Raw genomic sequence first — 14,023 nt, forward strand, 5'->3', positions numbered from 1 at the left:
GAACCGATCGTGACCTATGCGCGTGCGAAGGCCCCCGCGGAGCGGGCGGGGGAGCGGGGCGAGTCGCGGTTCGCCGCGGGGTTCGCCCTGTTCGCCGAGTGCCTGCTCACCGGAGTGTGGATCGCGGTGGCCTCGCTGCCGCTGGTCACCTACCCCGCCGCGTTCGCGGCCGGCGCGCGCCATCTCGGGCGCCGGCTCGGCCACGAGGACGGCGGCTGGCGGGAGTTCGCCGCGGACTTCCGCAGGGCGGTACGCCGCGGGTGGCTCGTCGGCGTCGCCGGGTGGGCCGCACTGGCCGCGGTCTGGGTGGACGTGCAGGCCGTACGCGACGGTCTGCCGGGCGGCCCGTTCGTGGGCGCCGTCGGGGTGTCCGCCCTGATCGGCGCCGCCGTGGCCGGGCTGCGCGCGGCCGCGGTCTGGCGGCCCGGCGCCTCCTGGCGGACGTTGCTCGCGCAGGCCGGCCGTCGCACCGTGCTCGACCCCGCGGGCTCCTTCCTGATCGTCGGCGGGCTGGCCGTCGTGGTCTGCTCCGCCTGGTTCAGCGCGCCGCTGGCGGTCGCCGTCCTGGGCGCCGTCGCGGCGGCGGCCGTGGCCGTGGAGGAGCGCTACCGGCGCCGCTGACGGCGGCACCCGCACACCAGGGTGGGCGCCCCGGCGCCACCCTCGGTCTGTCATGCCCGTGACATCCCAGGCCACGCAGCAGAGCCATGCCCTTCACACCCCCGCATCCGCACGGAACGGAAAGGAAAGGCCATGTCCCCCATCCCCCGCAGGTCCCTCCTCAAGGCTGCCGCCGTCGCCGGCGCCGCCGCCCAGTTCAGCTGGGCACTGGGCGCCGGGAACGCCCAGGCCGCACCCGCCGCGAAGGACGGCGACGCCGACCCCGTCACCCTGACCTGGCTCGAGGACGGCGGCCTGGGCGCCGCCCCCGGCTCCACCGTCGGCGTCCCCTGGCCCAAGGGCACGTACCGGGAGGACCAGTCGTTCGCCGTCACGGACGCGGACGGCAAGGCCGTGCCCACGCAGTCCTGGCCCCTCGCCTACTGGCCGGACGGCTCCCTGAAGTGGACCGCGCACGCCGTCGGCTCGGGCAACGGCGAGCTCACCCTGACCGCCGGCACCCCCGCCGCGCCCGCGAAGAAGGTGACCGTCGACCGGCGTGGCGGCACCATCGACATATCGACCGGTGCCATCACCGCGAGAATCGGCAAGTCGGGATCGACGCTGATCAAGTCGGTCACCAGAGGCTCCACCGAGATCGCGAAGAACGGCCGCCTCGTCCTGCTGCGCCAGCCCGAGATCGAGGACGGCGACCAGGGCACGGTCAAGTACGAGCGCTTCGACGGCGCCATCGACGAGGTGAAGGTCGAACAGGACGGCCCGGTCCGCGCCGTCGTACGCATCGACGGCAAGCACCGCAAGGGCGGCCGCGGCTGGCTGCCCTTCTCCATCCGCCTCTACTTCTACGCGGGCGCCGATTCCTTCCGGATGGTGCACACCATCACGTTCGACGGCAAGCAGGAGCCGGGCAAGGCGAGCGGCGACTTCATCCGCGGCCTCGGTGTCCGCTTCACCGTCCCGATGCGCGACGAGTCCTACGACCGCCACATCCGCATCGGCGGTGAGGGCACCGGCCTGCTGCGCGAGGCGGTCAAGGGCATCACCGGCCTGCGCCGCGACCCCGGCGCGGCTGTGCAGGCGGCGCAGTTCGCGGGGGAGAGGCTGCCCGACCCGTCCACCTGGGACCAGCGGGTCACCACCCGCCTGCAGTACATCCCGGAATGGGGCGACTACACCCTTTCCCAGCTCTCCGCCGACGGCTTCTCCCTGCGCAAGCGCACCAAGAAGGGCCACGGCTGGATCGGCGCGGGCGGCGGCCGGCGCGCCTCCGGGTTCGGCTACGTCGGCGGGGCGAGCGGCGGCCTCTCCTTCGGCCTGCGCGACTTCTGGGAGAAGTACCCCGCCCAGCTCGACATCCGCGACGCCCAGACCGAGGAGGCCGAGGTCACCCTCTGGCTCTGGTCGCCCGAGGCCCAGCCCATGGACCTGCGCTTCTACCACGACGGCATGGGGCAGGACACCTACGCCGAACAGCTCGAAGGCCTCAACATCACCTACGAGGACTACGAGCCCGGCTTCGGCACCCCCTACGGCATCGCCCGCACCTCCGAGCTGCTGTTCTGGGCCAACGCCGCCACCCCGAGCGCCGAGAGGCTCGCCGAGCAGGTCGAGGCCGTGCGCGTACTGCCCCAGCTGGCCGCCCCGCCCAGGCAGCTCATCAAGTCCAAGGTCTTCGGCCCCGGCCTCTACTCCGAGCCCGACCGCTCCACACCCGCCAAGGCGAAGATCGAGGACCACCTCGACTTCCTCTTCACCTACTACAAGGACCAGGTGGAGCAGCGCCGCTGGTACGGCTTCTGGGACTACGGCGACGTCATGCACTCCTACGACACCGCCCGCCACCAGTGGCGCTACGACGTCGGCGGCTACGCCTGGGACAACTCCGAGCTGTCGCCCGACCTCTGGCTCTGGTACGCCTACCTGCGCTCCGGCCGCGCCGACATCTTCCGCTTCGCCGAGGCCATGACCCGGCACACCGGCGAGGTCGACGTCTACCACCTCGGCGAATGGGCCGGCCTCGGCACCCGGCACGGCGTCCAGCACTACGCCGACAGCGCCAAGCAGCAGCGCATCGCCAACACCACCTACCGGCGCCACTACTACTTCCTGACCGCCGACGAACGCGTCGGCGACCTCATGCACGCCAACGTGGACTCCGACGAGACGTTCCTCGTCCTCGACCCGATCCGCAAGATCCGCACCGAGCCCTACACCCCCGACCGGCACGCCCTGTCGGTCGGCTTCGGCACCGACTGGAGCGGCCTGGTCTCGGCGTGGCTGACCGAGTGGGAACGCAAGGGCCCCAAGTGGGAGAAGGCCAAGGCCCGCGTCCTGTCCACCATGGAGACCATCGCCGCCCAGCCCAACGGCTTCGTCCAGGGCAGCGGCCTGTACGACCTGGACACCGGGAGGTTCGCCGTCGCCGACACCCCGAAGGTCGACGTCTCGCACCTCTCGGCCGTCTTCGGCCTGAACGAGCTGTGCGCCGAGCTGATCGACCTCGTCGACATGCCCGAGTTCAACGAGGCGTACTACGACTACTGCCGCTACTTCAACGCCTCCAAGACCGAACAGGCGGCCCGGTACGGCAGCAACTTCGGCAGCCTCATCCTCTTCCAGGGCCACTCGCGCCTCGACGCCTACGCGGCCGTACAGACCGGGGACGAGAAGCTCGCCACGCGCGCGTGGCAGAAGTTCTACGGCTCCGACGGCTACAAGGAGTCCGCACCCTGGAAGACGGAGAAGCTGAGCGGCCCGGCCACGCTCGTCCCGGGCACCGAGGCGAGCTGGGTGTCCACCAACGACACCGCGCTCTACGGCCTCGCCGCCATCGAGAACCTGGCACTTCTGGGGGACAGGATGCCGTAGCCGGCACGTGACGGACGCGGGTGCGGGCACACTTCACAGGTGGACTGGAACCATTACCGATTCCGCAGCCTGTGGCCCCTGCCCGCGCCCGCCCCGGCGGTCTACCGGGAGCTGGAACGGATCGAGGACTACCCCCGCTGGTGGCCCCAGGTACGCGAGGTCACCCGGCTCGACGACACCAGCGGGCTCCTCCGGTTCCGCTCGCTCCTCCCGTACGACCTGACCGCGACCCTGTGCGAGGGGCGGCGCGACCCGGCGGCGGGGGTGCTGGAGGTCGCCATGACCGGCGACATGGAGGGCTGGGCACGCTGGACGGTCACCCCGTACGGCACCGGCGCCCTCGCCCGCTACGACCAGGAGGTCGAGGTACGCAAGCCGCTGCTGCGCCTCCTCGCCGTTCCGGGGCGGCCGCTGTTCCGGGCCAACCACCGCCTGATGATGCGGGCGGGGCGGCGCGGGCTGGCCGCCCACCTGGAAGGCGGTCGCCAAGCGGTTTGAACGAAACGTACCGGTCCCTGTATCGTTCACTGCGTTCCCGGGCGATTAGCTCAGTGGGAGAGCGCTTCGTTCACACCGAAGAGGTCACTGGTTCGAACCCAGTATCGCCCACCGGGAAAAGCCGGTCCGTCGCACGACGGACCGGCTTCTTCGTGCCCGGCGTGCGCTCACGCCGCCGCCGGCAGGTCCGGTCGCAGCGGCCAGGCCGGGTCCACCGCCTCCTCGGTGCCGTTGAGCGCGAACCACGCCTGCAGTCCCCGCGCCTGCCCCGCGTGCCACACCGCCTGGAGCGTGTGCAGCTCGGCGGCGGAGAGGCGTTCCAGCCGCCCCGGGAAGCGGCGCCCCACCGCCCGTACGACCTCCAGCGCGGCATGGGCGTCGGCCGCCGCGTCGTGCGCGTCCGCCAGTTCGACGCCGTAGTGCGCGCACAGGTCGGTGAGGGTGCGGCGGCCCTTGCGGTACCGGTCCAGGTGTTTGTCGAGCACGCGCGGGTCGAGGACGTGCAGCGACGTCCGCTCCACCCAGCGGCCGAGGGAGGAGGCCCGGTGCCTGCGCAACTCGCGGTCCAGCAGCGTGAGGTCGAACGGCGCGTTCATCACCACGAGCGGACGCCCGGCGCGGGCCTGCTCGGCCAGCGCCTCCGCTATCTCGTACATCACCGGCGCCGGCCAGCGGCCGTGGCGCTGCACGTGCTCCTCCGTCAGCCCGTGCACCGCCGTCGCCGCCTGAGGCACCGGCACGCCCGGGTTCACCAGCCACCGGGTCACACGCGGCCTCAGCCCCGGCGCGTCCTGGACGACGAGGGCCGCCGACACGATCCGGTCGTTCTCGACGTCCACGCCCGTCGTCTCCGTGTCGAAGGCGGCCAGCGGCCCCTCGAACCAGCTCGTCATAGGGCACTCAACTCCTCGTCCGAGTAAGGCGGCTGACGCGCCGTCTTCTGTCCCGGTTCGGTGATACCCGGGCTGTTTGCGGCGTACGCCGGAAGGACACAACAGGAGTACGGGTCTTTGCAGTTCAGCGACCCTCAGCGGGGATACACCAGTTCTGGAAGGCTGTTGGCCATGGCCATAGCGCAGCCCGAACGGGGCGGGCTGCTGCCCGAGCGCACGGAGCCCTCTCGCGGCTCTCTCGCCACCACCGCCTGCATGGAGACCTTGCAGGTCGGCTACCTCCACGCGGTCGCCGCGGCGGCGGGCTGCTCGCTCTCCCAGCCGTTCCCGGACAACGGCATCGACTGGCACGTCAGCCACAGCGCCCCCGGGCACACGGTCGACGACGAGGTCACCATCAAGGTGCAGCTCAAGGCGACGTACCAGATCCCGCCGAGCCCACCCGGCCGCTTCTTCTCCTTCACGCTCGACAACGACCACCTGGCGAAACTCGCCCGCACCCCGGTCTCGGTGCACAAGATCCTCGTCGTGATGATCGTCCCTCGCTCCCGGGACCAGTGGCTGCGCGCCGGCCACGACCGGCTCGACCTCAGGCACTGCTGCTACTGGACCAACCTCGCCGGGCATCCGGTCACGGGCCGGCGGCGCACCACCGTGCGGATACCGACCGCGCGGGTCTTCGACGACCGGGCGCTGTGCGAGATCATGACGCGGGTCGGGACGGGAGGGAAACCATGACGCACCGCCCGACCGGCGAACCACCGCGCGCCGCGAGGCCACAGCCCGCCCCCACCGCCGGCGCCACCGGCTGGGACGACGGCCGCCCGCCCGAGCCCGGCACCGTCGACCCGGCCGTGCTGACCGCCCTGCTCCACCGGCACGGCTGGCGGCGCCGCGGCGGCGCCCCCGGCCGCTACGGCCGCTGGACCCCGCCCGGCCCGGCCGCCGGCGCCACCAGCCTGCTGGTGCCCGTCAGCCGCGCCTTCCCCGACAGCGACGACCTGCTCGGCGAGGCGCTGCTCGCCCTGTCCCGCAGCGGCACGCCCTGCGCTCACGAGATCCTCGTCTCCCTCGCCGTGCCCAGCGACGAGATCCGCTGGGGGCGCGACGTGCCGACCGGACCCGGCGACACCGCGTCCTGGACCGTGGAGGAACAACTGCGCTCCGCGGCCCGCCGGATGCTGCTCGCCGGAGCGCTCGCCACGCGCGCGCGAGCGGGCTACTACGGAGCCCGGCACCGGCGCGCCGCCGCCGAGGCCCTGGCGAACGTCCTGGTCGGCCCCACCCCCGACGGCCGCCGGCTCACGGCCTTCGTGCCCGTCACCACCGGACGCCCCCTCGCCGTACGCCTTCACCACGCGCTCTACGCCGCCCGCGAGGCCGTCGACTACCGGCGGGCCACCGGCGGCATGGAGGCCTTCGACACGGCCGTCGCGGCGGGCGTCAGCCACGAACTCACCGAGGCGCTCGTCGCGCTGGTCCGCGGCACGGAGGGCGCCCGGGTCGCCGTCGACTGGGCGCCGGCCGCCGGCGTCCCCGAGGGCTGCGCCGCCCTCGCCGAACCCGTCGAGTTCTCGCCCGGCGACCTGCCCGCGCTGCGCGAGGCCGCCGCCCGCTACCTGCGCGTGGAGCCCTCCGTGCCGGTGCGGATCACCGGCACCGTCGTCCGCATGCGGCGGCCCGGGCCGCGCGGCCCGGGCACCGTACGGCTGCGGGTGCTGGCCGGGGCGGACGTCCCGCACGTGCGGATCGCCCTGGACGAGGAGGCCTACCGGATCGCCGGGCACGCCCATCTCGTCGGGCTGCCGGTGCGGGTGCTGGGCCGGCTGGAGAGCAGGGGCGGGTTCCGGCGGCTCACCGGCGCCTGCGAGATCGCACCCGTACCGGTCGACGACGCGGAGCGGGACCGGCTGCTGAAGGCGGTCCAGGAGCATGTGGAGGTGGCGGCCTTCTTCGAGGAGGCCTGCGGCGGGGACTGCGAGGACTGACCTGCGGGACCGGCGCCGGGAATGATTTCGCGATGCACCGGCCCGGGTCGGTACGATCGCCCTCATGCGTGCGCTCCGGTATGGCGCCGCGGCCCCACTTCAGTCAGGAGAGACCGGTGTCAGACGTCCGTGTGATCATCCAACGCGATTCCGAGCGGGAAGAACGCGTGGTGACGACGGGCACCACGGCCGCCGAGCTCTTCGCGGGCGAGCGCTCGATCGTCGCCGCCCGGGTGTCCGGTGAGCTCAGGGACCTCGCCTACGAGGTCAAGGACGGCGAGACCGTCGAGGGCGTCGAGATCTCCTCCGAGGACGGCCTGAACATCCTGCGGCACTCCACCGCGCACGTCATGGCGCAGGCCGTGCAGGAGCTGTTCCCCGAGGCCAAGCTGGGCATCGGCCCGCCGGTCAAGGACGGCTTCTACTACGACTTCGACGTCGAGAAGCCCTTCCACCCCGATGACCTCAAGGCCATCGAGAAGAAGATGCAGGAGATCCAGAAGCGCGGCCAGCGCTTCTCGCGCCGCGTCGTCACCGACGACGCCGCCCGCGAGGAGCTGGCCGACGAGCCGTACAAGCTGGAGCTGATCGGCCTCAAGGGCTCCGCCTCGCACGACGACGGCGCGGACGTCGAGGTCGGCGCCGGCGAGCTGACGATCTACGACAACCTGGACGCCAAGACCGGCGAGCTGTGCTGGAAGGACCTGTGCCGGGGCCCCCACCTGCCCACCACCCGGAACATCCCGGCCTTCAAGCTGATGCGCAACGCCGCCGCCTACTGGCGCGGCAGCGAGAAGAACCCGATGCTCCAGCGCATCTACGGCACCGCCTGGCCCACCAAGGACGAGCTGAAGGCCCACCTGGAGTTCCTCGCCGAGGCCGAGAAGCGCGACCACCGCAAGCTCGGCAGCGAGCTGGACCTGTTCTCCATCCCGGAGCAGATCGGCTCCGGCCTCGCCGTCTTCCACCCCAAGGGCGGCATCATCCGCCGGGTCATGGAGGACTACTCGCGGCGCAAGCACGAAGAAGCCGGCTACGAATTCGTCTACACCCCGCACGCGACCAAGGGGAAGCTCTTCGAGACCTCGGGCCACCTGGACTGGTACGCCGACGGCATGTACCCGCCCATGCAGCTCGACGAGGGCGTGGACTACTACCTCAAGCCCATGAACTGCCCGATGCACAACCTGATCTTCGACGCGCGCGGCCGCTCCTACCGTGAGCTGCCCCTGCGCCTGTTCGAGTTCGGCACCGTGTACCGGTACGAGAAGTCGGGCGTCGTGCACGGCCTGACCCGGGCCCGCGGCTTCACCCAGGACGACGCGCACATCTACTGCACCCGCGAGCAGATGTCGGAGGAGCTGGACAAGACCCTCACCTTCGTCCTGAACCTGCTGCGCGACTACGGCCTGACCGACTTCTACCTGGAGTTGTCCACCAAGGACCCGGAGAAGTTCGTCGGCTCCGACGAGGCCTGGGAAGAGGCCACCGAGACGCTGCGCCAGGTCGCCGAGAAGCAGGGCCTGCCCCTGGTCCCGGACCCGGGCGGCGCCGCCTTCTACGGCCCGAAGATCTCCGTCCAGACCAAGGACGCCATCGGCCGCACCTGGCAGATGTCGACCATCCAGCTGGACTTCAACCTGCCGGAGCGCTTCAACCTGGAGTACACGGGCGCGGACGGCACCAAGACCCGCCCGGTCATGATCCACCGGGCGCTGTTCGGCTCCATCGAGCGCTTCTTCGCGGTTCTTCTGGAGCACTACGCGGGCGCCTTCCCGGCGTGGCTGGCTCCCGTCCAGGCGGTCGGCATCCCGATCGGCGACGCGCACGTCGAGCACCTGGAGAAGTTCGCCGTGGCGGCCCGCAAGCAGGGGCTGCGCGTCGAGGTCGACTCCTCCTCCGACCGTATGCAGAAGAAGATCCGCAACGCCCAGAAGCAGAAGGTGCCCTTCATGGTCATCGCGGGCGACGAGGACATGGCGAACAACGCCGTCTCCTTCCGCTACCGCGACGGATCCCAGGAGAACGGCATTCCCGTCGACGAGGCGATCGCGAAGATCGCGAAGGTCGTCGAGGACCGCGTGCAGGTCTGACCGCGGTTTGATCCGGCTTTCGCGGAGCCGAACAGGGAGCGTCGGGGCCCCCGGGGAGATCCGGGGGCCTTTCCTGCCGCCGCACGCGACGCCATATGCTGCACGTATGACGAGTGAGCCGGAGCAGCAGATGGGAGTGGGGACCCAGGACGCGTTCCAGCGCCTGTGGACGCCCCACCGGATGGCCTACATCCAGGGCGAGAACAAGCCGAGCGGCCCCGGCGCCGACGACGGCTGCCCCTTCTGCTCGATCCCGGTCAAGTCCGACGAGGACGGTCTCGTCATCCGGCGCGGTGAGCTGGTCTACGCGGTGCTCAACCTGTACCCCTACACCGGCGGTCACACCATGGTCGTCCCGTACCGCCACGTCGCCGACTACACCGAGCTGACCGTCGTGGAGACCGCGGAGCTCGCCGAGCTGACCAAGCAGGCGATGACGGCCCTGCGCACCGCGTCCGGCGCCCACGGCTTCAACATCGGGATGAACCAGGGCACCGTGGCCGGTGCGGGCATCGCCGCCCACCTCCACCAGCACGTCGTGCCCCGCTGGGGCGGTGACACCAACTTCATGCCGGTCGTCGGCCACACGAAGGTGCTGCCGCAGCTGCTGGGCGACACCCGCAAGATGCTGGCGGAGGCGTGGCCGGCCGCCTGACACGCAGCCGGGGGGGGCGACGGTCACGCCGACGCCCCCGCCCCACCGCCGGAGGCCTACGCGTTGTACAGATCCGCCTTTCCGGGCGTCGGATCCTGCACAGCCGTACTGAGGAACGCCGACCGCGTCCCGAACTTCTCGGTGTCCACGCCGTTCTCCTCCAGCACCCTGATCGCCGCCGAGTGCACCACCCGCAGCACCGGCGCCGCCGCCCGCAGCGCGTCGTCGGCCATGAAGCGGTGGCGCCACGGCTGGTCCGCCCACGCGTGCCGCAGCCCGAACGGCTCCGGCAGGCCGATCGTGCCGCCGAGCCAGTTCAGCAGCGGTGGGTACCAGGTGAGCGGAGCGCGGACGGCGAGCCGCACCACCTCGTTCGCGGTGACCAGCGGGAGCATCACCTTGCGCGTCTCCCATGGCTTGAACGACTTGGCGACCTCCTTGGAGGGAGCCTCCGGCTTGGTGGTGAACAGCGAGTTCACCGGGCCGAGGGCGTGGCCGGTGACCTCGATGCGCAGCGTCTCGTGCAGCACGGTCACCGTGATCAGCATGGTGATGACCAGCTGGCCGTCCCACAGGGTCCACTGCACGCCCAGGTAGTGCCGGTCACCGGCGCCGAACTGCTGCTTGTTGCAGATGTCCTGTATCGCGTGCGACTTGACCCGGTACGCCTCGACGTCCGTGCCCTCCGGACGGGACACCGCCTTGGCGTTCTCCCCGATGGGCGTCACGACCCAGTGCCGTATCGAGGGCTTGGTGAAGCCGCCGGTGTTCAGTGGGCCGCGCTCCAGCATGCGCAGCTGGTCGTGGATGGCCCGGACGACGTCCCAGCTGCGGAAGGGGTGGATCTCCCGGGTCGGGTCGGCCGGCACCAGGTTCTCGGCGAGCTGCCAGCTGCCCCAGCGGGTGCCCATCCCGAGTATGCCCTTGGGCCCGGCGTAGAAGACCGAGTTGGACTGTTGCTCGGCGCCGAGCTTGGCCAGGGACTGGCGGAGCTGCTCGGCCGCGGTCTCACCCGGGTTGCTGGGCACCGCCTCGGGGACCTTGGCGCCGACGCCGCTGCCCGACAGGAGACCGTCCCACCGCTCGCGCAGGTCCTTCGCCGTGCCCTCGCAGATCCGCTTGGCCCAGAACCAGCCGACGACGGGCATCACCACCGCGGCGCGCGCGTACCAGGCCCAGAAACCCGAGAAGGGCATCTTGAGCAGGAACAGCACGGCCAGTGCGGCGATCGCCACGAGCACCGCGGTGCCCAGCGCCCCGGCCTGTTTGTTCTCCGCCTTGGCGACGGTGGTGCGGATCTGGAAGCCGAGCAGCCAGACCAGCATGCCCGGCAGGAAGAGCAGGCCGCACAGCACGATCACCGTGGACAGCCGGGCGTCGCGTGCCTTGCGGATGCCGTTGGCCGCCAGGCAGTGCTCGACCACCACCTGCGGTTCGGCGCCGAAGGACTGGATGAGGGGCTTGCGGCCGCTGCCCAGCATCCGGTCGGCCACCGCGCGGGAGAAGGCCTCGCCCAGGTTGGGGCGGAAGATCGTGGCCCACGACCGGCCCGCGTTGAGGGTCGTCTGGTGCCACTCGTTGTCGGCCTTCTTGATGTCCGCCAACTCGCTGTCCCGGTAAGCGGCCGAGGCCAGCGCGAAGGTGGCCGTCTGGCCCCCGTCGTCCGTACGCGGCACCTGCGGTCCGAAGAAGTCCGCGTAACCGCCGTCAACGGTCATTCCCGCCCCCGATCGCCACCACTGTCGCTCCTGCGGCCTTCCCGACTTCCCTGCCCCGCACACCTGTTGATCAGGTCATCAGCGTATCCGCCACGACGGGCGTGCGGCACCGGACGGCCGAAGGCGCCCCCGCGTGCGCCGGTCGCCGCGGGGGCGCGCCGTCGTGCGCCGGGACGTCACAGGCCCGGCGACCAGCCATTACCTGAGGCGAGTCGAATACGCGGCCGGCGCGGAGGAAGCCCGTGCCGGCCGCCCGCCGCGCCCTCCTAGGACGCCGCCCGCAGCTCCTGACGAAGGCGTTCCGCGATCTGCGGGGGCATCGGTTCGTGCCGTGCGTAACGGCGGCCGAAGCGCGCGGTGCCGTGCGTCAGGGAACGCAGATCCACCGCGTACCGGCCGATCTCGATCTCCGGCACCTCGGCCCGGATCAGGGTGCGGCCGCTGCTCGTCTGCTCGGTGCCGAGCACCTTGGCGCGCCGTCCGGACAGATCGCTCATCACCGCGCCCACGTACTCGTCGCCGACGAGCACGCTCACCTCCGCCACCGGCTCCAGCAGATGGATCCTCGCCTGCGCCGCGGCCTCCCGCAGGGCCAGCGCGCCGGCCGTCTGGAAGGCGGCGTCGGAGGAGTCCACCGAGTGCGCCTTGCCGTCCCGCAGCGTCACCCGCACGTCGATCAGCGGATGGCCGGCGGCGACGCCCTTGGCTGCCTGCGCGCGGACCCCCTTCTCGACGGACGGGATGAACTGCCGGGGCACCGCCCCGCCGACCACCTCGTCCACGAACTCGATGCCCGAACCGCCCGGCAGCGGCTCCACCTCGATCTCGCAGATGGCGTACTGACCGTGCCCGCCGGACTGCTTCACGTGCCGCCCGCGCCCGGACGCCCGGTCCCCGAACGTCTCCCGCAGGCAGACCCGGTGGGGTACGACGTCGACCTGGACGCCGTAGCGGCTGCGCAGCCGTTCCAGTGCCACGTCGGCGTGGGCCTCGCCCAGGCACCACAGAACCACCTGGTGCGTGTCCTGGTTGTGTTCCAGGCGCATCGTCGGGTCCTCGGCGACCAGCCGCGCGAGGCCCTGCGAGAGCTTGTCCTCGTCGGGTTTGCTGTGCGCCTGGATGGCGAGCGGCAGCAGCGGGTCGGGCATCTCCCACGGGGCCATCAGCAGCGGGTCGTCCTTGGCCGACAGCGTGTCCCCGGTCTCCGCCCGGCTCAGCTTGGCCACGCACGCCAGGTCACCCGCGATCACGTGCGAGACCGGCCGCTGCTGCTTGCCGAACGGCGTCGACAGGGCGCCGATCCGCTCGTCGACGTCGTGGTCCTCGTGACCGCGGTCGGCCAGTCCGTGCCCGGAGACGTGCACCGTCTGGTCGGCGCGCAGAGTGCCCGAGAACACGCGGATCAGCGAGATCCGGCCGACGTACGGGTCGGAGGACGTCTTGACGACCTCCGCGACGAGCGACTCGTCGGGATCGCACATCCGCAGCTCGCGCGGGACGCCGTCGGGCGTGGTGACCCGGGGCGCCGCGCGCTCCGACGGGGTCGGGAAGCCGCGCGTGATCAGCTCCAGCAGTTCGACCGTGCCCAGCCCCTGCCGGGCCCCCTCGGCCGCCGGGGCGGCGGCCAGGACGGGGAAGAACACCCCGCGTGCCACGGCCCGCTCCAGATCCTCGATCAGCGTCTTGACGTCGACCTCCTCGCCGCCGAGATAGCGCTCCATGAGGGTCTCGTCCTCGCTCTCCGAGATGATCCCCTCGATCAGCATCGAGCGGGCCTCGTCGATCAGCGGCAGCTGCTCCTCGCCCGGCTCGGACTCCTCGCGCTCGCCGGACGCGTAGTCGAAGAGCTTCCGCGACAGCAGTCCGATGAGCCCCGTCACGGGCGCGTGCCCGTCGGGCGCCTGCGGTCCGTGCAGCGGCAGGTACAGCGGCAGCACGGCGTCGGGATCGTCCCCGCCGAAGGCCTCCGCGCAGATCCGCGTCATCTCCTCGAAGTCCGCGCGGGCGGCCTCCAGGTGCGTGATCACGATGGCGCGGGGCATGCCGACGGCGGCGCACTCCTCCCACACCATGCGGGTCGAGCCGTCCACGCCGTCGGAGGCCGAGACGACGAAGAGGGCCGCGTCCGCCGCCCGCAGACCGGCCCTCAGCTCACCGACGAAGTCGGCATACCCGGGAGCGTCCAGGAGATTGATCTTGATGCCGTCCCATTCGACCGGCACCAGGGAGAGCTGTACGGAGCGCTGCTGCCGGTGCTCCATCTCGTCGTAGTCCGAGACACAGCCGCCGTCCTCCACGCGGCCCGCCCGGTTCAGTGCTCCCGCGGTCAGCGCGAGAGCTTCCACCAGAGTCGTCTTGCCCGATCCGGAGTGGCCGACCAGCACCACATTCCTTACGGACGCGGGGTGGTCGGCCGCCGTTGCCCTTCCGGCGGCTCCGGGATGGGTGTGTGCCTTGTCGCCCATGTCCTTGCCTCCCGTGCACGGTGAGGTCACTGTGGGCGCGGACACGCGGGACCGCGTGCACTGGCGGCTCCGGCGACGCCCGCGGTCCTTCGAGCTTTCCACTCCCGTCACGCCGCGTCCATACGACGGACCCGATCCCGCCGTCCACCGGCCGCTCACCAGGGGGTCAGGGTGCCCGTCCGTCGCCCACGCGCGCGCGTGACTACGATGGGCCAGCCGGTGGC

Annotated in this window: 10 protein-coding genes and 1 tRNA gene; 8 read left to right on the forward strand and 3 right to left on the reverse strand. The window is 71.6% G+C overall.

The window, feature by feature from the left end; all coding sequences use genetic code 11:
* Nucleotides 1-9: 9 nt before the first annotated feature.
* From ACZ4V1_RS17295 to ACZ4V1_RS17310, 4 genes are all read left to right on the forward strand, one after another.
* On the forward strand, nt 10-621 hold the full coding sequence (locus ACZ4V1_RS17295; RefSeq protein ID WP_468336071.1) for a hypothetical protein: 612 nt from the start codon (nt 10-12) through the stop codon (nt 619-621).
* A 132-nt stretch (nt 622-753) separates the two neighbouring features.
* Complete coding sequence (locus ACZ4V1_RS17300) at nt 754-3,489, forward strand: exo-rhamnogalacturonan lyase family protein (protein WP_468336073.1); 2,736 nt, start codon at nt 754-756, stop codon at nt 3,487-3,489.
* A 39-nt stretch (nt 3,490-3,528) separates the two neighbouring features.
* Nucleotides 3,529-3,987, forward strand: a complete 459-nt coding sequence (locus ACZ4V1_RS17305) for an SRPBCC family protein (protein WP_468336076.1) — start codon at nt 3,529-3,531, stop codon at nt 3,985-3,987.
* 39 nt (nt 3,988-4,026) lie between these two features.
* A tRNA-Val gene (locus ACZ4V1_RS17310) sits at nt 4,027-4,098 on the forward strand.
* A gap of 56 nt (nt 4,099-4,154) precedes the next feature.
* Here ACZ4V1_RS17310 and ACZ4V1_RS17315 read toward each other — a convergent pair.
* Nucleotides 4,155-4,880 (reverse strand): exonuclease domain-containing protein, encoded by a 726-nt coding sequence (locus ACZ4V1_RS17315; protein WP_468336079.1) that lies wholly within the window; start codon nt 4,878-4,880, stop codon nt 4,155-4,157.
* A 171-nt stretch (nt 4,881-5,051) separates the two neighbouring features.
* Here ACZ4V1_RS17315 and ACZ4V1_RS17320 point away from each other — a divergent pair, with 171 nt between their 5' ends.
* From ACZ4V1_RS17320 to ACZ4V1_RS17335, 4 genes are all read left to right on the forward strand, one after another.
* Nucleotides 5,052-5,618, forward strand: coding sequence for a DUF4365 domain-containing protein (locus ACZ4V1_RS17320; protein WP_468336082.1), 567 nt, complete (start codon nt 5,052-5,054; stop codon nt 5,616-5,618).
* Nucleotides 5,615-6,868, forward strand: coding sequence for a hypothetical protein (locus ACZ4V1_RS17325; RefSeq protein ID WP_468336084.1), 1,254 nt, complete (start codon nt 5,615-5,617; stop codon nt 6,866-6,868). The genes ACZ4V1_RS17320 and ACZ4V1_RS17325 overlap by 4 nt, the downstream gene beginning before the upstream one ends.
* Before the next feature lie 116 nt (nt 6,869-6,984).
* Entirely contained in the window at nt 6,985-8,961 is a 1,977-nt protein-coding gene (thrS, locus tag ACZ4V1_RS17330; protein WP_468336086.1) for a threonine--tRNA ligase, read from the forward strand.
* Between the two features lie 106 nt (nt 8,962-9,067).
* Nucleotides 9,068-9,616, forward strand: a complete 549-nt coding sequence (locus ACZ4V1_RS17335; protein ID WP_468336089.1) for an HIT family protein — start codon at nt 9,068-9,070, stop codon at nt 9,614-9,616.
* A gap of 56 nt (nt 9,617-9,672) precedes the next feature.
* Here ACZ4V1_RS17335 and ACZ4V1_RS17340 read toward each other — a convergent pair whose 3' ends face one another.
* Nucleotides 9,673-11,334 (reverse strand): hypothetical protein, encoded by a 1,662-nt coding sequence (locus tag ACZ4V1_RS17340; RefSeq protein WP_468336092.1) that lies wholly within the window; start codon nt 11,332-11,334, stop codon nt 9,673-9,675.
* 266 nt (nt 11,335-11,600) lie between these two features.
* On the reverse strand, nt 11,601-13,799 hold the full coding sequence (locus tag ACZ4V1_RS17345) for an elongation factor G-like protein EF-G2 (RefSeq protein WP_468336095.1): 2,199 nt from the start codon (nt 13,797-13,799) through the stop codon (nt 11,601-11,603).
* Between the last annotated feature and the right edge of the window lie 224 nt (nt 13,800-14,023).

Source organism: Streptomyces sp. NPDC028991 (assembly GCF_055564775.1).